Source organism: Allomuricauda sp. ANG21 (assembly GCF_040705235.1).
In the GTDB taxonomy this organism is placed as follows: domain Bacteria; phylum Bacteroidota; class Bacteroidia; order Flavobacteriales; family Flavobacteriaceae; genus Flagellimonas; species Flagellimonas marina.
Genome location: NZ_JBFCVT010000002.1, coordinates 235,271 through 253,972 on the forward strand (window position 1 = coordinate 235,271; position 18,702 = coordinate 253,972).

Below are 18,702 nucleotides of genomic sequence, written 5' to 3' on the forward strand. Positions count from 1 at the left end.
AAACATACTTTAACCAACCAGAAAGCTTATTCCTTGAACCCAATGGATACAAAAGAACTACTTAAGAAGGTACGAAAAATCGAGATTAAGACCCGGCGTCTTTCCGACCACATTTTTGGTGGGGAGTACCACTCTACCTTTAAAGGGAGGGGTATGACCTTCAGTGAAGTGCGGCAATACCAATTTGGGGATGATGTTAGAGCCATTGATTGGAACGTAACCGCTCGGTACAACGAGCCTTTTGTAAAAGTTTTTGAGGAAGAGCGAGAACTCACCATGATGTTGATGGTGGATGTGAGTGGCTCGGAGCTCTTTGGAACTGCCAATCAGTTCAAGAAAGAAATCATTACGGAAATCTCTGCTACGCTGGCTTTCTCAGCCTTGCAAAACAATGATAAAGTAGGTGTGATACTGTTCTCTGATGAAGTAGAGCTTTTTATCCCACCGAAAAAAGGGAAAAGTCATGTCTTGCGAATCATTCGGGAACTTTTGGAATTCACCCCAAAAAGCAGTCGCACCAACATTGCCGAAGCTTTAAAGTTCCTCACCAATGTGATGAAGAAAAAGGCCATTGTTTTTGTGCTGTCCGATTTTATTGCGGATGAATACAACAACACGCTTCGCATTGTGGGCAATAAGCATGATGTTACCGGTATTAGAGTGTATGACGAGCGTGAAGAATCCATTCCAAATCTGGGCATGGTACAAATGCAAGATGCCGAAACGGGAGCGCTACAACTTGTGAACACGCAATCCAAAAAGGTCCGTAATGCCTATGGTGAATTCCATAAAGAGAAAGTGGATTATTTCATGGACTCCTTTACAAAAAGTGGTTGTGGTGTTATCAACTGTAGGGTGGATGAAAGTTATGTGCGCAAATTGCTGGGCTATTTTAAACGAAGAGGATAATGCAAATTGAAAATTCAAAATTGAAAATTCAAAATGTTCCAATACTATTTGTGTTGGGTACTCTGCTATGTCTTTTGTTATTTCCACTTTCCGGATTTTCACAAGATAGTCCCAAAGTTTCTGTGGAATTGGACACCCTTTCCATAAAAATCGGGGAGCAAATCCAATATAAAATCACCGTTGAGGCAGATTCCACCGATGTGGTCCATTTCCCGGAAGGACAGACTTTCTCTCCCCTAGAAACCGTAGAGGCCATCATCGGGGATACCCTAAAAAACAACAATAAAGTCACCCTTCAACGCATTTATGCCCTTACCCAATTTGATAGTGGCGCCTATACCATCCCCCCACAGCGGATCGCTATAAACGAGCAGCCCTTTTTCACGGATTCCTTCAACATAAAAGTGGCCGATGTTGTTGTGGACACCACCAAGCAAAAGATGTACGACATCAAACCCTTGATGCAAGTGGAAAAAAGTTATGCCAAACTTTGGAAAACATTACTTTGGGTGCTTTTGGGATTAATCATCGCTGGTGGACTGGTGTACTGGTTCTTCCTAAGAAAAAAACCGCTTACCGAAGAAGAAAAAGAAGCCCTCCTTCCACCCTATGATCGTGCATTATTAGAGCTTAAAAAGTTAGAAAACTCCAAATATCTGATTCAGGATGAGTACAAACGCTACTATTCTGAGCTAACAGATATCGTTCGAATGTATTTGGAAGATGAGGTTCACGTTTCTGCCATGGAAAGTACCACCGGTCAATTGATCGCCAAATTGGAAATGCTTCGGGATGCAGGGGAACTCAAAATTGATGATGATACTTTAGATCAGTTTAAAAAAATATTGGAAACTGCAGATTTGGTAAAATTTGCCAAATCGAAACCAGCGACTTCGGTTGCCGAACAGGATCGGAAATTGGTTGAGCAAATTGTGGTAAAAACCCATGAAGCGCTTCCTGAACCTACTGAAGAGGAGTTGCTGCTGAACGAGGAATACTTGGAAGAACTTGCCAAGAAAAAACAACGAAAACGTATCTATTGGGCGGCAGCCATTTTTGCTGGATTGGTAGTTTTAGGCGGAGGTATCTCCGTGGCCTATTTTGGTTTCAAGCAAGTGCGGGACACTGTTTTTGGCTATCCCACCAAAGAACTTTTAGAAGGTGAATGGGTATCCAGCTCCTACGGATTTCCTCCTGTGGAATTGGAAACACCTGATGTGCTTATTCGGCAAGAGGTAAAACTCCCTCCCGAAACCGAAGAGTTAATTCAAGAGCTCCAAAGCTTTTCCTACGGAAGTTATGTGGGCATCTTTTCGATATCCTCAAGTTCGGTGACCTATAAGGAGGAAACAGATCCAGATTTTAATGCGGCTGTTGGGTCCACTCTTTCCAATTTTGAAAAATTTGGACTTAAAAATATCATCACCAAACAAGAGGAATTTGTCACCCAATCCGGTGTAAAAGGATTAAAGACTTATGGTACGGGAACCTTAGATGCTGCGGGAAGTAGTGAATCCAAAAGGGCCAAGTACAATATCCTTTCATTTGGTGGAAAAGGGTTTATGCAACAGGTGGTCATCACTTGGGAAGATGGCGATGAATATGCCGAGCAGATCGTAGACCGAATATTGAACACTTTGGACGTAAAAACACAGGTATAAATGTTTGAGAATATAGAATTTGCAAATCCACAGTTTTTCTGGTTGCTCTTATTGCTTCCACTGGCTTTGCTATGGTATTTTTTCAAACGAAAGAATGAGATGGCCTCATTGCGGATTTCCAGTATCAAAGGTTTTTCAGTGAGTAATTGGGCTTCCCAGATTAAACCCGCCCTTTTTATACTTCGGTTGTTAGCGTTGGCGGCCATCATTACGGCTATGGCTCGTCCCCAGACCGAAGATATTTCAACACGTACCAAGACCACAAAAGGGATCGATATCGTCATGGCCATCGACGTATCCTCCAGTATGTTGGCTCGCGATTTAAAACCCAACAGGCTTTCAGCACTAAAGGAAGTCGCAGCTAATTTCATCAAAGAACGCCCCAATGATCGTATCGGGTTGGTGGCCTACGCAGCAGAAAGCTATACCAAAACCCCTATCACCAGTGATAAGGCCATTGTGCTCAGTGCTCTACAGCAAATCACCTACGGTGAACTGGAGGATGGAACGGCTATTGGCATGGGATTGGCCACTGCAGTAAACCGTTTGAAGGAAAGCAAGGCCGTTAGTAAAGTGATTATTCTGTTAACCGATGGTGTCAACAATTCAGGTTTTATTGAGCCAAAGACTGCTGCCGATCTAGCCGTGGAATTTGGAATAAAAACCTATACCATTGGGTTGGGAACTAACGGAAACGCCCTTTCGCCTGTGAGTTACAACAGGGATGGTTCGTACCGATACGGCATGCGCCAAGTGGAAATTGATGAAGACCTCCTCAAGGAAATCGCACAGGTGACCGATGGGAAATATTTTCGGGCTACGGACAACGAAAAATTGAAGGAGATCTATGAGGAAATCAACAGTTTGGAAAAAACAGAAATAGAAGAATTCAAATATTACAAATACGAAGAAAAGTTTAGACCACTCATTTTTTTGGCAGGGGTCTTGTTGTTATTGGAATGGGGATTGCGCAATTCCCTGTTCAAAAGTTTTATTTAGAAAATGATTCAGTTTGACGAAAAAATATATTTCTACCTCTTGGGCATTATTCCGGTAATGGTCTTGGCCTTCTTTTTTCTTCAACTCTGGAAAAAAAGGACCCAGCGCCAGTTTGCAGACAGCAATTTATTGAAACGATTGGCCCCAAATAAGTCGAGTTTTAAATCGGCCCTAAAGTTGATTTTCTTCTTGGCCGGACTATCCTTTCTTATTTTGGGATTGGTGAACCCAAAAATCGGAACAAAATTGGAAACCGTCAAACGCGAAGGAGTGGATATTGTTTTCGCCGTGGACGTTTCAAAAAGTATGCTGGCAGAAGATATTGCGCCCAACCGACTGGAAAAGGCCAAACGATTGGTTTCGCAAATCATCAACCAATTGGCCAGTGACAGAATAGGAATCATTGCCTACGCTGGACAGGCCTATCCTCAGTTGCCCATCACCACGGATTATGGTGCAGCCAAAATGTTCCTGCAGAGCATGAACACGGATATGTTGTCCTCCCAAGGTACCGCCATTGATGCCGCCATTGACCTGGCCAGCACCTATTATGACGATACCGAGCAGACCAACCGTGTTCTTTTTATTGTTTCGGATGGGGAAGACCATTCTGAGGACAATACCATCAGTGCGGTGGACAACGCCACCCAAAATGGCATCCGGGTCTTCACCATTGGGGTCGGAAAACCCAAAGGAGCTCCCATTCCTATCAAAAGAAATGGTATTGTGGAAAGTTTGAAGAAGGACAATCAAGGGGAAGTGGTCATTTCCAAATTGAATGAGGTCATTTTGTCCGAGGTTGCAGATCGGGGCAATGGCGAATATATTGATGGCACCAACACAGAGCAAGCTGTGGACCGCATCAAGGAATTGTTGAACCAAATGGACAAAACAGAATTTGAAGCCAAGCAATTTGCAGAATACAAGGACCAATTTCAATGGTTTCTCGCAGCAGGCTTTTTATTTCTATTTTTGGATATCTTCCTTTTGGACCGAAAAACACAATGGTTGAAAAAACTAAATCTTTTTAATGAGCATGATGATGAGTAAGATGAGATTGCTGTTCGGCCTAATCTGTTGTGTGGGAATTGCCCATGCACAGGATGAAATTGTGGACAAAGAGGCCGAAAAAGCACTTAGAACTTCCACAAACATTACCTACGAGGCCAATGAAGAACTTACCTCGAATGATTTTCCCATGGCCGAAGCCAATTACCGAAAAGCCATTTCCAAAAGTAAAAAGAATGTGGCAGCTCCCTTTAATCTAGGGAATGCCTACTATAATCGTGAAAGTTATGGTGAGGCTTTCGGGCGCTACAAAATGGCCAGTGAATCCACCGAGGAAAAACCTGCAAAACATAAGGCGTACCATAACATGGGGAACGTATATATGAAGCGTAAGGAATATCAACAAGCGGTGGAAGCCTACAAACAAGCGTTGCGCAGTAATCCCAATGATGATGAAACCCGATACAATCTAGCCTTGGCCAAAAAAATGCTGGAAAAGGAACAAAATGATCAACAGAACGATCAGAACCAGGATAATAAGGACAATCAAGATCAGCAAGACCAAGACAAGGATCAGAACCAAGACCAAAACAACGAAGGGGACAAAGACAAGCAGGACGAAGGAGAGCAGAATGAAGATGAGAACAAGGATAAGGGGGAAGAAGGCGAAAATGGAGAGGATAAGCCTGAGGAAAATCAAAAAGGTGATGGTGATGAGAAAAAAGAACAGGAAAAGAAACCCAATCAAGGGGACCAGCCTGATGAACAGGAACAAAAGCAGCAACCACGACCCAATCAGCTTTCCGAACAGCAGATTCAGAATTTGTTAGAGGCCATGCAAAACGAAGAGAAAAAGGTGCAGGAAAAAATGGAGGCCATGAAAGTGAAGGGTAAAAAAATAAGAAACGAAAAAGACTGGTAGTGTACAGGTTGAAGGGGAACATACTATGGCTGATAGCTGCATTATTTTTTGTGGCCCAACCTTCGCATGCCCAAGAGGATGAGGTTTCCTTTGAGATGAACCTCAGTAAGGAAAAACTGGGCATCAACGAACGGCTTCGGGTAGAGTTTACCATGAACAAAGACGGGGACAATTTCAGCCCGCCGCCCTTTGAAGGATTTAAGGTTGTCATGGGACCCTCGCAATCCATCAGTTCTTCTTGGGTGAATGGAAAGCGAAGCTTTTCAAAGACCTATTCCTACATTTTGGTTCCTACGGCCAGAGGGAATTTCACTATAAACCAGGCGACCATAGAAATTGATGGAAACACTTATAAAACGCTTCCAAAAACGGTGGAAGTCACCGCCGCAGTGGACAAGCCCAACGATCAAAAAACAGTAGACGATGTTGCTGATGAAAGCCTTCATTTGGTAGCCGAAGTTTCCAAAGGAAATCCTTACCTGAATGAAGCGGTCACCGTTATTTACAAGCTTTACGTGAGTCCCAACATCAGTGTCACCAACTATAGACCGTTGGACAACCCCAAGTACAACAATTTTTGGAGCCAAGAGATTCCTGTGACCAAACACACGGCCCAAAACGGCACGTATGAGGGTAAACCGTATCGTTATGTGGTGTTGAAGAGAGTGGTTCTCTATCCGCAGAAGGCTGGTCAATTGGAAATTGAACCCCTTTCCTTGGAAATTTTTGTTGATGTGCCCACCAATCGCCGCGACTTTTTTGGAGGTCGCATATACACGCAAACCAGTAAAACGGTTTCTGCGGGAAGAAGGACCATTAACGTAAAACAACTTCCTGAGAGTGGAAAACCAGCCAATTTTGGCGGTGCTGTGGGTGATTTTGAGTTCTCGGTCACGGCCAGCAAGACCCAATTGAATGCCTCGGAATCGCTTCAAGCTGTTGTGGAGGTTTCAGGAAAAGGGAATTTGAAGCTGTTTCAACTTCCTGAACCGGAACTACCCAGTTCCCTTGAAGTTTATGAACCGGAATACGAAGAAAACATCCAAACTTATACCTCGGGAATGGAAGGAAAAGTGAGCAACAACTACACGATTGTTCCTTCTTTTAGGGGAAAATATCCCATTCCAAGCATTTCCTTTAGTTATTTCAACCCAAATACGCAGAGGTATGTGACCCTTAATTCGAATGAAATCAATATTGAGGTTTTGGAAGGACCCATGAACACTTCCGCCGGCAATGCCGTTGGAACACTTTCAAATCAGAAGCTAGTTGTGCCTACAGGAAAACAGTTTCATTTTATCAAATTGAGTCCCAACCTCAGCCCCATTGGCGTGAACTACTTTTTTGGCTCTAACACTTTTTATTTGTTCATGTTTGTTCCGTTACTGCTGATTCCCATTGCCATTTTTTCATTCAAGAAAAGAGAGGCCATCGCACGTGATGTGGAAGGAAATAAAGTAAAACAGGCCAATAAACTGGCGAAAAAATACCTGTCCACCGCCAAAAAAGAATTGGGCAATAAGGAGGCATTTTATGTGGCATTGGAGAAAGGCCTTCACAATTACTTAAAGGCCAAATTGAAAATTGAAACCTCGGAATTCAGCAAGGAGAAAATCACCTCTGTCTTGCTCGATAAAAAAGTAGATGCCAATGATGTGGAAGGCTTTATAACCCTGCTTAAAAGTTGCGAAATGGCACGCTACAGTCCATTTTCTGATGTACAAATGCAAAAGGATTATGATACGGCGAGCGAGGTAATCTCTAATTTGGACAAGCAATTATGAATCTAACGAAGTTAATTGTTGCATTGGGTCTCTTTTCTTTTTCAATGGGTTTTTCCCAAAACAGCGATCTGTTTGACCAAGCCACGGAACTATACAACAAAGGTGAGTATTCCAAGGCCATTGAGAATTACAAGCAAATCTTGGAAAATGGGGAACACTCGGCACAGCTTTATTTTAATCTTGGAAATTGTTATTATAAACAAAACGCCATAGGTCCCAGCATCTATTATTATGAAAAAGCCTTGCTGTTAGATCCAACTGACAGTGAGATTATCAATAATTTAGGCTATGCCCAAAATATGCGCTTGGATGCCATTGAGGAGATGCCCAAAACAGAACTCTCCCAAATTTATACTACTGCCGTAAATCTTTTTTCATTTGACCAATGGGCGTACTTGGCCGTTTCACTCGTCTTTTTGTTCGTTTTGGCCTATTTGGCCTATTTCTTTCTCAGGTATGCCAATCAAAAGCGGTTTGCCTTTGTGACCAGTATTCTTTCTCTTGCCTTGGCTGTTGTTTGTGTTTTAATGGCCTACCTTCAATACCAAAGTTTCAAAAAAGATAATCCGGCCATAGTGTTCAGTAAGGAAGTTGGGGTGTCCTCGGAGCCCAACGACAATAGTGAAACTGCCTTCACCTTGCATGAAGGCACCAAAGTAAACGTTTTGGAACATCTGGACGACTGGAGTAAAATTAGGATTGCAGACGGCCAAACAGGCTGGTTATTGACCGATAATATTAAGTTGTTGAAGGACTTTTAAAAGTTATTTAACAATTTTTTGTGTGCCACGGCTTATTTTTGCTCAAAATGGCATTATGCTAAGGCTATTGGCTATTCCTTTTGTTTCAGTAATATTGGTCACAATTTTGATGGCCTCCCCTTTTGTGCCCTTATTGGGCAGGGAGTGCTGTACTGCAATGATTATAGGTTCTTCAGAGGAGGAAAACAATAACCACGAACCATCTACTGTCAATAATTTTGAAAGTAAGTACTTCTTGCTTCGAAACTTTTTTCCACTAAATTCATCACTTCAACAAAAAGAAAACCTTAATGCTTTAGGGTATATCTTCCCCATTTTGGAATTTACCGTTGAAATACTTGACCCTCCTCCCAAGAGACTAGCGTAACCTTAGCGCACATTCAAATCAATTTTCTAAATGTCTTCACATAATTTAAATGCTGAAGACCCAACTAATTTAACTTATTATTATGTTCAAGTATATCAAGAATGACTTGCCGGCCAGTATAGTGGTTTTTTTTGTGGCTCTTCCCCTATGTTTGGGAATTGCACTGGCCAGTGGTGCTCCTTTATTTTCTGGCCTTATCGCTGGAATTGTCGGCGGAATCATCGTGGGCTCACTCAGTGGCTCACAAATTGGGGTCAGCGGACCGGCGGCAGGACTTGCAGCCATTGTATTGACAGCCATAGGCACCTTGGGCGGCTATCAAAATTTCTTGGTGGCTGTGGTTTTGGGTGGAATCATCCAAATTGTATTTGGTTTACTCAAAGCTGGGGTAATTGCCTATTATTTCCCTTCATCTGTTATCAAGGGAATGCTAACGGGTATAGGAATCATCATCATCTTAAAACAGATTCCGCACTTTTTCGGGTATGATTCAGACCCAGAAGGCGATTTTGCCTTCTTCCAAGTAGATGGTGAAAATACCTTTTCTGAAATCATCAATTCCATCAATTATATTAGCCCTGGAGCCACAATTATTGCTATAGTTGCCTTGGCCATACTTATTTTATGGGATAGGGTACTGAGCAAGAAAGCCAAAATATTTCAACTCATTCAAGGTCCATTGGTAGCAGTAGTATTGGGTATCCTTTATTACGTGTTCACCAAGGGAAATTCCACTTGGGGTATCTCATCTGAGCATTTGGTGAGCGTACCTGTTCCGGATGGCTTAGATTCTTTTGGAACCCTATTGAGCTTCCCCAATTTCTCGGTAATAGGCAATCCTGACATTTGGATTACCGCATTTACCGTAGCACTGGTGGCCAGTTTAGAAACCTTATTATGTGTGGAAGCCACTGACAAATTAGACCCCCAAAAGCGCGTAACACCAACCAATAGGGAATTGTTGGCTCAAGGTGTGGGCAATACCGTATCTGGTATGATTGGTGGTCTGCCCGTTACGCAGGTTATTGTACGAAGTTCTGCCAATATACAATCTGGTGGTAGAACCAAGGCTTCCGCCATTATTCATGGTTTTTTCTTGTTGATTTCGGTTTTATTGATTCCAACCTTGCTCAACATGATTCCTCTCTCTGTATTGGCAGCCGTACTATTTATAGTAGGATATAAGTTGGCAAAACCCAGTCTGTTCAAGACTATGTATCAATTGGGGTGGAAGCAGTTTATCCCATTTGTAGTTACTGTAGTGGGCATTGTGTTTACCGATCTATTGATTGGTATTGGACTGGGCCTAGGTGTTGGTATTGTAGTTATCCTTATTAAAAGCTACCAGAACTCGCACTTTCTTCATATTGAGGAAAAGGGCAATGGTACAAACCGAATGAAGATGACCTTGGCCGAAGAAGTAACCTTCATCAATAAAGGAGCCATCCTAAAAGAGTTGGATCGTATTCCTGAAAATTCCTATCTTGAATTGGATGTTCGGAAAACCCGTTATTTGGATAATGATATCATCGAAATTCTAGAGGATTTTTCAAGCAAGGCCAAAAACAGAAACATCGATATAAAATTGATTTCTGAAAGAGGAGAAGTTGAAAACCCTCCCAGTTACATTGAATTTTTTAATCTAAGACCGAAAAAAACGGCATAAAATATTGATATGAAAGCACATACAAAAGAAACACAAGCCACAATGACGCCCAAAAAAGCCATACAGTTTTTAAAGGAGGGCAATGAGCGTTTCCAACAAAATTTAAAGGCTAACAGAAATCTTTTGGAACAAGTGAATGATACCAAGGATGGACAATTTCCATTTGCAACCATTCTGAGTTGTATAGACTCAAGGGTATCGGCTGAGCTTGTTTTTGACCAAGGATTGGGCGATATTTTTAGCGTCAGAATAGCCGGTAATTTTATCAATGAGGATATCTTGGGAAGCATGGAATTTGCCTGCAAACTGGCTGGAACCAAAGCACTTGTCGTTTTGGGACATACCAGTTGTGGGGCCGTAAAAGGCGCTTGTGATCATGCACGATTGGGCAACCTAACTGCCCTTATCAATAAGATTGAACCCGCGGTTGAAGCCGTAACAGAACCCCAAGATGAGAGTTTAAGAAACTCCAAAAACCTGGAATTTGTGGATGCTGTTGCCGTCAAAAATGTTGAAATGGCCATAGAGGACATCAGAAAGAAGAGTGAAGTGCTTAAAGAAATGGAAGATAATGGTGAAATTGCCATTGTTGGAGCCATGTACGACATCTCTGATGGTAAGGTAACATTTTTGTAATCCCCTTTTTACAATCTTTTGAAGAGGCCGATGATTTTAGTATCATCGGCCTTTTTGTATAGTAATATTAGTATCTTCAAACTAATCAATTGTAACCATACCAATGTTTAAACATTTAAAAGGAGATTTATTTGGGGGCATTACTGCAGGTATTGTGGCCTTACCACTGGCACTTGCTTTTGGGGTAAGCTCTGGGCTTGGGCCCAGTGCTGGATTGTATGGCGCCATTTTTATAAGCTTTTTTGCAGCCCTTTTTGGGGGAACCAACACCCAAATCTCTGGTCCCACTGCCCCCATGACAGCTGTGAGTATGGTGGTCATTGCTGGCATAGTGGCCATCAATGACGGAGATATGAATCAGGCATTACCTGCTATCCTAACCGTTTTTCTTTTAGCTGGATTTATGCAAATTGGCCTGGGGCTAATTGGTTTGGGCAAATACATCAAATACATTCCATATCCGGTGATATCTGGATTTATGACGGCCATTGGCATAATCATATTGGTCACACAGATACTGCCCGCCGTAGGATATTATCCGAAGGAAGATGGAGCGTATGTAAAGCAGTTTATACCCATGGCCGAAGAAAATATCTTGGAAAAAATCCTTCAAGAAGAGGCTGGTGAAGGTATTTTGGTGTTGGAAAATTTTGAAGAAACTATAAAAAGGGCAGAAGATATAACCCCGGAAGACATTCAAAAGGAAGCCAGTAGCTTAGCTGCAAAAGACGCTTCAGGGGTCATAGGAACTTTTAAGGTACTGCCTCAAGCTTTAAATAGCATCAATTGGTTGGAACTAGGGCTTGCATTGGCCACTATATTCATCATTTATGGCTTTAAGCGGATTACCACAAAGGTTCCCAGTACTTTAGTAGCGCTAGTTGTGGTTTCTGGATTGGCCTACGGCCTAGGTTTGGAATACAGGCCCATTGAGCAAATTCCAAGCGGATTGCCTATTCCCAATCTAGAAATATTTACGGCCTTTAAGCTTAGTTCCATAACGCCCTACATTTTTACGGCACTCACTCTGGCCCTTTTAGGTGCAATAGACTCCTTGCTTACCTCGGTAATAGCGGACAATATGACCCAGACCAAGCACAAGCCCAACAAAGAACTGGTGGGGCAGGGTATTGGCAATAGTATTGCAGCCATTTTTGGAGGTATTCCCGGGGCAGGTGCCACTATCAGAACGGTGGTCAACATAAACTCGGGTGGTAAAACCAAACTTTCCGGTATGATCGCGGGAGTTCTCCTTCTTATCATACTTTTGGCTCTTGGCCCCGTTGCCTCCCAAATCCCTGCTGCGGTATTGGCCGGAATATTGGTCACAGTAGGAATTGGGGTTATGGACTATAAAGGATTAAAAGCGATTCCCCATCTCCCAAAAGATGTTACGTTAGGCCCGCTGAAGTTTAGTTCAGAAGTTATCATAATGCTGGTTGTTATGGTACTTTCCTCTACTTGGAATCTTGTTTATGCCGTAGGCATAGGGTTGATTATTGCTTCATTGATGTTCATGAAAAAAATTGGGGATATCACCGCAAAAAGGTCAGATGTAAAACCCTTACGTGAAGAAGTATGGTCCGATGAAAAGGATCTTCCGCAAAAAATCAAGGAAGAAGTTTTTATTAAGCACATAAAGGGGCCTTTGTTTTTTGGGTCTACCAATGAGTTTCAGCAGTTGGCCGCACAAATACCAGATACCGCGTCCACTGTGGTTATCCGCATGGGAAAAATGCTGTACCTAGACCAATCTGGATTGTATGCCATGGAAGATGTATTGCAAGACCTAAAACAAAAGAACATTGATGTACTCTTGGTGAACATACTAGATCAACCCAAATTTATGATGGAACGCATCGGCATTATACCCGACCTTATTCCACCTGAAAATATTTTTGACTCCTTTAAATCTTGTATACATTGGATCGGGGATAATATCAATGCCCAACCCCAATAACCTTTTAAATGCTGATATTCAAGTTCCCTAATGATTCCGGTCCAGTTTATCTAGAAACTGTTTCAGGAAGGCTTCCCGTGGAACCCTTCAATACCTATAGTAACCTTGTTTTTTTGGCTTTGATAATCTATTGGGGGTGTAAAGTGTACAAAAATCCAAAAAGGCATCTTTTCTTGTCTTGGGTACTGCCCATCATTGGTATAAGTTATATTGGGGGTACAGTCTACCATGCTACCCGGAGCCATGAATTCTGGCTAAAGTTGGATTGGATGCCCATTATGCTACTATGTGCTGCGCTGGTTATCTATTTTATCTTCAAATTGGTTTGGCGGTGGTGGCAACGCGCACTTTTAGTTGTTTTGCTTTTGGGAATATCGTTCTTGCTTCGCATTTTACCCATTCCCGGTCCGTGGCGAATTACATTGGGTTATGTAATCACAGCGGCGACCATACTCTTCCCCTTGGTTTGGTATCTCATAAAAACCCAAGGGAGAAATATGGGTTTGGTGATTTTGGCTTTTGCTGTTTTTGGCATTGCCATTTTCTTTAGAAGCATTGATCTTATCCAGACCTATTTTCCCATGGGAACCCACTGGTTATGGCATTTTTTCGGCGGAGTGGCAGTACATTGCCTAATTGCCTACATATTCGAGGACAATTTGCTAAATTTGTCCGCCAATACAGCCATCAAACATGATTGAGACCATAAAGGAACATTTGGCTGAAGTGGAGAAATTCACCTCGACCTCTAAAGATGAAATTGAAGCTTTCCGAATTAAGTATTTGGGGAAAAAGGGGCTTTTGAACAGTTTTTTTGCTGAGTTCAAAAACGTGCCCAATGGTGAAAAAAAAGAGTTCGGACAGGTAATTAATCAACTGAAGAATGCCGCCACCGAAAAGGTAAACACGCTAAAAACCGAGCTTGAAAGCCAAGTGGAAACCAAAGGCAAATATGGGGACCTTACCCGTCCCGGTGAGCCCATTGCCTTAGGTGCCAGGCACCCCATTTCCATTGTTAAAAATCAAATCATCGATATTTTCTCAAGAATTGGTTTCAATGTTTCAGAAGGACCTGAAATTGAGGATGATTGGCACAATTTTACGGCACTCAACCTGCCAGAATACCATCCTGCCCGCGATATGCAGGACACCTTTTTCATTCAAACCGATCCAGATATCTTACTTCGAACGCATACCTCATCAGTGCAGGTACGTTATATGGAAAGTCATAAACCACCCATCCGTACCATTTCTCCCGGAAGAGTGTACAGAAATGAGGCCATTTCCGCCCGTTCCCATTGCTTTTTCCATCAAGTGGAGGGTCTTTATGTAGACAAAAATGTTTCCTTCGCCGATTTGAAACAAACCTTGCAATATTTCACTTCAGAGATGTTCGGGAAATCAAAAATCAGATTACGTCCATCTTACTTTCCGTTTACGGAACCTAGTGCCGAAGTTGATGTGTATTGGGGATTGGAAACGGAAACCGATTACCGAATGACCAAAGGAACCGGCTGGTTAGAGATAATGGGCTGCGGCATGGTTGACCCTAATGTGCTGAAAAACTGCGGAATCGACCCTGATGTCTACTCTGGTTTTGCCTTTGGCATGGGAATAGATCGTATTGCGCTGCTCTTACATCAGATTTCGGATATTCGCTTGTTGAGTGAAAATGATGTCCGCTTTTTGGAGCAGTTCAAAAATGCATTGTAATCTTTCATTTGATTTCTTAACCCAAAAAATCAAATCGTACCAGTGTTGCAACTCATTATAGTAACACCATTACCATATCTTCAAGCTTGCATGCAGAAAAGACAACTTTTTTAGATTGTTGTGCACCAAACGCTTTCAATTTCGAAAAATTACAGGTTCCATTTTTCAAAATATTGAATTTAATTGGCTGTTAAAATCAAAAGAAAACAGTTCTTTCAGATTTTTTCACTCCTATGTGCACGAGCAGGGCTGGTTTTGTTCGTTTCTGGTCTTTTTGTAATAATGGGTGATATTCAAGTCCAAAATGAAATCCTGTTAACAATGGCATTCGGGTTAAGCGCCTGTAGTTTTTGGCCTTACGCCCATATTGCCACAGTAGACGGTTTGGAATCGGAAAACAAGCCCAAGAAAAAAACCTTTAACAATGATTTCGGTATCGCCATTTTAGCCCTATCATTTCCGTTTTCCACCGTGCTGATTCTCGGAGTACTCAACAGCGGCACTTTTTTCTCTTCATCCTATACTATATTTCTGATTGCTGGGTTGTTCTTGGCAGTAGGGCTGCTACTTTCACTATTTAATGGATTGAGCGCCAAATGGGCTTACCTTAAATTTGTTGACCGAAAACTGGACCGACCTGCTACTGAGAATGTCTAGAATATAAGTGATTCTCAACTCAATTGTTTATCTTTCAAAAGGATACACTAAACCTAAAACTATGCTTAATCGACTCGTTACGTTGTTTGCGTTGTTGCTCGCAACTACCATAATCGCACAGAAAAAAGAAATCAAGGTAGACCAAGACCGTCTAGAAAAACGAATTTTTGATCTGGCAGAATTCGGAAAGCAGGAAAACGGAGAAACGGAGCGGGTGGCATTTAGCGATGCTGATATTGAAGCCCGGAATTGGGTGGTACAGACTATGAAAGATTTTGGAATGGAAGTCACCATTGATGTCGCCGGAAACATTATCGGAAAAAGAAAAGGAACCGATGCTTCCAAAAAACCTATCTCATTTGGCTCACACATTGACCGGGTTCCCAATGGCGGGAATTATGATGGTTGTGTAGGTTCCATGGCTGCTTTGGAAGTCATCGCAACCCTGAACGACCGTAAAATAAAAACCAAGCATCCGTTGGAGGTTATTATTTTTCCCAACGAAGAAGGAGGTGTAATGGGCAGTAGGGCTATGTCTGGTAATCTCACTAGAGCCGCTTTTGAAGTAGTTAACTCCACAGGGTATTCCATGGGTGAGGGTATTATGCGTTTGGGCGGGGATACTACCCGAATCACAAAAGCTATCCGAAAAAAAGGGGATATGGCGGCATTTGTGGAACTACATATTGAGCAAGGGGGCATATTGGAAAAAGAAAATCTCGATATAGGGGTTGTAGAGGGTATTGTGGGTTTAAAATGGTGGGATGTTACCTTTACCGGTTTTGCCAACCATGCGGGCACCACCCCAATGAATGCTCGGCAAGATGCCCTCTTGGCTGCAGCTAAATTTATTGTAGCTGTAAATGAAGTCACTAACAGTTTTGATGGTGCACAAGTGGGAACCGTAGGCCGAATTAAAGCTGAACCTGGAGCGCCTAATGTGATTCCGGGAAAGGTGGTGACCAGTTTGGAAATCCGTGATCTTTCCTCTGAAGTTATCGAAAAGGTTTTCCAAGCGATAAAGGCCAGAGCCCAAGAAATCGCTGAAGCTTCCAATGTTAGCATTGAGTTTCATCCATTGGACACGACAGCAGAACCTGCACTGACAGACCCTCTGGTTTACAAAGAGATTGAAAGTTCTGCAAAAGAGTTAGGACTAACCTATAAATATATGCCCAGTGGGGCGGGACACGATGCACAGGATATGGCTCGAATTGCCCCTACCGGAATGATTTTTGTTCCCAGTAAGGGCGGTATCAGCCATTCACCAAAAGAATTTACCTCTGCAGAAGATATGGCCAACGGTGCCAATGTGCTGTTGAACACTATTTTGGCTTTGGATAAGAAGTTGGATTAAGTTTACTGTCCCAAACAATTGTAAAAGTAGCGTTGACAAGTAGTCCTATACTCAACCAGTACGTCCCCAGAATCAGCACACTGGCATATGCGAAAGGCGCCTTAAACTTGTTGATGGCCAATAACGTATCAGAAAGCATGAACAGTATAACAGCCAACGCTATCCATACGTAGGCTTTTCCTTTATCTTTTAAATACATTCTTATACCCTGCCATGCCATGAAAGTTATCACCAGAACATAAACCAAAACCGGTATCATAAAATCTCCTAAATCGGGTTTCAACCAAAAGAAAATCGCTCCTCCAATCGCAAAGAGTAACATAAAAGATATCCCATGGAACTGAAAGCCTTTGTGTTGTATAAATGCCACAATGAACAGAATGTGTGCCAGTAAAAATGCGACCAATCCAAAAATAAAATAAGCTGGATTGAGCAAAAGGATGTCGCCCAAAAGACAAAAACCAAAGGCAATCATCATGGTCAACATAAATTTTGAATAGGCCTTTTTTGGGGTGAATAACAAAAGGGATACAATAAGAATGGTAGTCAAAGGTTTAAAAAGCAGGTAAAAATCATGTCCCATAAAATCCAAATAAATGGCAATACAGGCCGAAACCACGCTAAGCAAATTGATGCTCTTTTGCCATTTTTTAGGCTTTTCTACCATTGCGTAAACGGATTTTTACTGAGTTGCGAATTGTAATATTTTATCTGTCCCGTGACCTCTTCACCCAACCATTTTGGTCTTTCAAAAACCTCATCTTCATGGTTGAGCTCTACTTCGGCAACCACCAGACCTTTGTTTTCACCTAAAAATTCATCTACCTCAAATAATTTATTGCCTAAGGGAACCTCAAAACGTACTTTTTCCAAAATCACATCTTCGCACAGGTCTATCAAATTGGTGGCTTCCGTTACCGTGATTTCGGTTTCCCACTCAAACCGGGTGGTGCCCGTTGAGTTGCTGGGCCCTTTCACGGTTAAAAAGCCTTTATCTCCTTTAATTCGAACGCGAACGGTTCGCTCGGGGTCGGTGTTCAAAAAACCTTGTGCTATGCGTACTTGCGACGTGGCTTCCTGTTTGTAGGCATCGGACACGACTAAAAATTTTCGCTCTATTTCCAAGTGTTCCATCAAACTAAATATACCCTAAATTTGAGTATGGACTTGGATTTTCCCTTAAGAAAAATCATTCATGTGGACATGGATGCGTTTTACGCCTCTGTGGAACAGCACGACAACCCTGAGCTGAAGGGAAAACCCGTTGCCGTAGGTGGAGGCTCCAAGCGGGGTGTGGTATCGGCAGCCAGTTACGAAGCCCGTAAGTTTGGAGTGAAAAGTGCAATGTCTGGTTATTTAGCCCAACGAAATTGTCCGGATTTGATTTTTGTAAAACCTCGGTTTGATCGTTATAAGGAAGTCTCATCGCAAATACGCAGTATCTTTTTTGAGTATACCGATATGGTGGAACCGCTTTCCTTGGACGAAGCTTATTTGGATGTGACAGAGAACAAAAAAGGAAACCCTTCCGCCACTTTGATTGCCAAGGAAATCCGTCAAAAAATTTTGGACAAAACCGGGTTGACCGCTTCGGCGGGAATCTCCATCAATAAATTCATTGCCAAAGTGGCCAGTGATTACAACAAACCCAACGGTCAAAAAACGGTGAATCCAGAGGAAGTCATCCAGTTTTTGGAAGATTTGGATATTCGGAAATTCTATGGGGTGGGAAAAGTCACTGCTGAAAAGATGTACCGCTTGGGCATTTTTACAGGGAAAGACCTCAAAAAAAAGTCCATTGAGTTTTTGGATGAACACTTTGGTAAAAGTGGCAAATACTATTACTACGTGGTTCGAGGTGTTCACAACAGCGCGGTAAAGCCCCATCGCATCCCAAAATCCGTAGGGGCAGAACGAACCTTCTTTGAAAATTTGAGTAGTGAAATCTTCATGTTGGAAAAACTGGAGAACATTGCCAACGAATTGGAGCGAAGGCTTCAAAAATCTAAAATTGCCGGGAAAACCATCACCCTGAAAATTAAGTACAGTGACTTTACCCTGCAGACCCGAAGCAAAACACTTCCCTATTATATTGCCAACAAAGAACTTATTCTGGAAACGGCCAAGGAACTGCTGTACCAATCAGAATTACAAAATTCAGTGCGATTGTTGGGCATCTCTTTGGCCAACCTCAATACCGAAAAAAAGCAACAGGAACCCGAGAAAGAATTGGTGTCCGTTCAACTAAAATTTGATTTTTAAATACGCCTACATATCGGCTAGAAACAAAAAACCTCCCAAA

At 42.3% G+C, this 18,702-nt stretch carries 18 protein-coding genes; 16 read left to right on the forward strand and 2 right to left on the reverse strand.

Annotated features, from left to right (window positions below; all coding sequences use genetic code 11):
* Positions 1-42 precede the first annotated feature (42 nt).
* From AB1A65_RS03395 to AB1A65_RS03465, 15 genes are all read left to right on the forward strand, one after another.
* Positions 43-909 carry a DUF58 domain-containing protein gene (locus tag AB1A65_RS03395; RefSeq protein WP_366585646.1) on the forward strand — a complete coding sequence of 289 codons (867 nt, stop codon included), beginning with the start codon at positions 43-45 and terminating at the stop codon, positions 907-909.
* On the forward strand, positions 909-2,570 hold the full coding sequence (locus AB1A65_RS03400) for a BatD family protein (RefSeq protein ID WP_366585648.1): 1,662 nt from the start codon (positions 909-911) through the stop codon (positions 2,568-2,570). The genes AB1A65_RS03395 and AB1A65_RS03400 overlap by 1 nt, the downstream gene beginning before the upstream one ends.
* Positions 2,571-3,569 carry a VWA domain-containing protein gene (locus AB1A65_RS03405; RefSeq protein ID WP_366585650.1) on the forward strand — a complete coding sequence of 333 codons (999 nt, stop codon included), beginning with the start codon at positions 2,571-2,573 and terminating at the stop codon, positions 3,567-3,569.
* 3 nt (positions 3,570-3,572) lie between these two features.
* On the forward strand, positions 3,573-4,619 hold the full coding sequence (locus AB1A65_RS03410) for a VWA domain-containing protein (protein ID WP_366585652.1): 1,047 nt from the start codon (positions 3,573-3,575) through the stop codon (positions 4,617-4,619).
* A complete protein-coding gene (locus tag AB1A65_RS03415) occupies positions 4,606-5,499 on the forward strand; it encodes a tetratricopeptide repeat protein (RefSeq protein WP_366585654.1) in 894 nt (297 codons plus the stop codon). The genes AB1A65_RS03410 and AB1A65_RS03415 overlap by 14 nt, the downstream gene beginning before the upstream one ends.
* A gap of 8 nt (positions 5,500-5,507) precedes the next feature.
* The gene (locus tag AB1A65_RS03420; protein ID WP_366587049.1) at positions 5,508-7,283 is read left to right on the forward strand and encodes a BatD family protein; all 1,776 of its coding nucleotides are present in this window, start codon (positions 5,508-5,510) and stop codon (positions 7,281-7,283) included.
* Positions 7,280-8,044 carry a tetratricopeptide repeat protein gene (locus AB1A65_RS03425; protein WP_366585656.1) on the forward strand — a complete coding sequence of 255 codons (765 nt, stop codon included), beginning with the start codon at positions 7,280-7,282 and terminating at the stop codon, positions 8,042-8,044. The genes AB1A65_RS03420 and AB1A65_RS03425 overlap by 4 nt, the downstream gene beginning before the upstream one ends.
* A gap of 55 nt (positions 8,045-8,099) precedes the next feature.
* The gene (locus tag AB1A65_RS03430; protein WP_366585658.1) at positions 8,100-8,411 is read left to right on the forward strand and encodes a hypothetical protein; all 312 of its coding nucleotides are present in this window, start codon (positions 8,100-8,102) and stop codon (positions 8,409-8,411) included.
* Positions 8,412-8,493: 82 nt separating this feature from the next.
* Complete coding sequence (locus AB1A65_RS03435; RefSeq protein ID WP_366585660.1) at positions 8,494-10,077, forward strand: SulP family inorganic anion transporter; 1,584 nt, start codon at positions 8,494-8,496, stop codon at positions 10,075-10,077.
* Positions 10,078-10,086: 9 nt separating this feature from the next.
* On the forward strand, positions 10,087-10,713 hold the full coding sequence (locus AB1A65_RS03440; protein WP_366585662.1) for a carbonic anhydrase family protein: 627 nt from the start codon (positions 10,087-10,089) through the stop codon (positions 10,711-10,713).
* A 103-nt stretch (positions 10,714-10,816) separates the two neighbouring features.
* The gene (locus AB1A65_RS03445) at positions 10,817-12,673 is read left to right on the forward strand and encodes a SulP family inorganic anion transporter (RefSeq protein ID WP_366585664.1); all 1,857 of its coding nucleotides are present in this window, start codon (positions 10,817-10,819) and stop codon (positions 12,671-12,673) included.
* Between the two features lie 8 nt (positions 12,674-12,681).
* Entirely contained in the window at positions 12,682-13,374 is a 693-nt protein-coding gene (locus AB1A65_RS03450) for a hypothetical protein (protein WP_366585666.1), read from the forward strand.
* Complete coding sequence (gene pheS, locus AB1A65_RS03455) at positions 13,367-14,386, forward strand: phenylalanine--tRNA ligase subunit alpha (protein WP_366585668.1); 1,020 nt, start codon at positions 13,367-13,369, stop codon at positions 14,384-14,386. The genes AB1A65_RS03450 and pheS overlap by 8 nt, the downstream gene beginning before the upstream one ends.
* Before the next feature lie 321 nt (positions 14,387-14,707).
* Positions 14,708-15,043, forward strand: coding sequence for a hypothetical protein (locus tag AB1A65_RS03460; RefSeq protein ID WP_366585670.1), 336 nt, complete (start codon positions 14,708-14,710; stop codon positions 15,041-15,043).
* A 61-nt stretch (positions 15,044-15,104) separates the two neighbouring features.
* The gene (locus tag AB1A65_RS03465) at positions 15,105-16,400 is read left to right on the forward strand and encodes a Zn-dependent hydrolase (protein WP_366585672.1); all 1,296 of its coding nucleotides are present in this window, start codon (positions 15,105-15,107) and stop codon (positions 16,398-16,400) included.
* On the opposite strand, the gene AB1A65_RS03470 is transcribed toward AB1A65_RS03465, so the two are convergent.
* Together AB1A65_RS03470 and AB1A65_RS03475 are read right to left on the reverse strand one after the other, a co-directional pair.
* Positions 16,369-17,067, reverse strand: coding sequence for a lysoplasmalogenase (locus AB1A65_RS03470; protein ID WP_366585674.1), 699 nt, complete (start codon positions 17,065-17,067; stop codon positions 16,369-16,371). The genes AB1A65_RS03465 and AB1A65_RS03470 overlap by 32 nt on opposite strands.
* Positions 17,061-17,534, reverse strand: coding sequence for a CYTH domain-containing protein (locus AB1A65_RS03475; protein WP_366585676.1), 474 nt, complete (start codon positions 17,532-17,534; stop codon positions 17,061-17,063). The genes AB1A65_RS03470 and AB1A65_RS03475 overlap by 7 nt, the downstream gene beginning before the upstream one ends.
* A 27-nt stretch (positions 17,535-17,561) precedes the next feature.
* Here AB1A65_RS03475 and dinB point away from each other — a divergent pair, with 27 nt between their 5' ends.
* A complete protein-coding gene (gene dinB / locus AB1A65_RS03480) occupies positions 17,562-18,662 on the forward strand; it encodes a DNA polymerase IV (protein ID WP_366585678.1) in 1,101 nt (366 codons plus the stop codon).
* The last annotated feature ends 40 nt before the right edge of the window (positions 18,663-18,702 follow it).

Bases quoted from the DNA above. Each gene is read 5' to 3' on its own strand.
- AB1A65_RS03400 (WP_366585648.1), top strand. From the start codon at position 909: ATGCAAATTGAAAATTCAAAATTGAAAATTCAAAATGTTCCAATACTA.
- AB1A65_RS03395 (WP_366585646.1), top strand. From the start codon at position 43: ATGGATACAAAAGAACTACTTAAGAAGGTACGAAAAATCGAGATTAAG.
- AB1A65_RS03410 (WP_366585652.1), top strand. From the start codon at position 3,573: ATGATTCAGTTTGACGAAAAAATATATTTCTACCTCTTGGGCATTATT.
- AB1A65_RS03415 (WP_366585654.1), top strand. From the start codon at position 4,606: ATGATGATGAGTAAGATGAGATTGCTGTTCGGCCTAATCTGTTGTGTG.
- AB1A65_RS03475 (WP_366585676.1), bottom strand. From the start codon at position 17,534: ATGGAACACTTGGAAATAGAGCGAAAATTTTTAGTCGTGTCCGATGCC.
- AB1A65_RS03460 (WP_366585670.1), top strand. From the start codon at position 14,708: ATGGCATTCGGGTTAAGCGCCTGTAGTTTTTGGCCTTACGCCCATATT.
- AB1A65_RS03470 (WP_366585674.1), bottom strand. From the start codon at position 17,067: ATGGTAGAAAAGCCTAAAAAATGGCAAAAGAGCATCAATTTGCTTAGC.
- AB1A65_RS03435 (WP_366585660.1), top strand. From the start codon at position 8,494: ATGTTCAAGTATATCAAGAATGACTTGCCGGCCAGTATAGTGGTTTTT.
- AB1A65_RS03405 (WP_366585650.1), top strand. From the start codon at position 2,571: ATGTTTGAGAATATAGAATTTGCAAATCCACAGTTTTTCTGGTTGCTC.
- AB1A65_RS03445 (WP_366585664.1), top strand. From the start codon at position 10,817: ATGTTTAAACATTTAAAAGGAGATTTATTTGGGGGCATTACTGCAGGT.
- AB1A65_RS03450 (WP_366585666.1), top strand. From the start codon at position 12,682: ATGCTGATATTCAAGTTCCCTAATGATTCCGGTCCAGTTTATCTAGAA.
- AB1A65_RS03465 (WP_366585672.1), top strand. From the start codon at position 15,105: ATGCTTAATCGACTCGTTACGTTGTTTGCGTTGTTGCTCGCAACTACC.
- pheS (WP_366585668.1), top strand. From the start codon at position 13,367: ATGATTGAGACCATAAAGGAACATTTGGCTGAAGTGGAGAAATTCACC.
- AB1A65_RS03440 (WP_366585662.1), top strand. From the start codon at position 10,087: ATGAAAGCACATACAAAAGAAACACAAGCCACAATGACGCCCAAAAAA.
- AB1A65_RS03425 (WP_366585656.1), top strand. From the start codon at position 7,280: ATGAATCTAACGAAGTTAATTGTTGCATTGGGTCTCTTTTCTTTTTCA.
- AB1A65_RS03430 (WP_366585658.1), top strand. From the start codon at position 8,100: ATGCTAAGGCTATTGGCTATTCCTTTTGTTTCAGTAATATTGGTCACA.
- dinB (WP_366585678.1), top strand. From the start codon at position 17,562: ATGGACTTGGATTTTCCCTTAAGAAAAATCATTCATGTGGACATGGAT.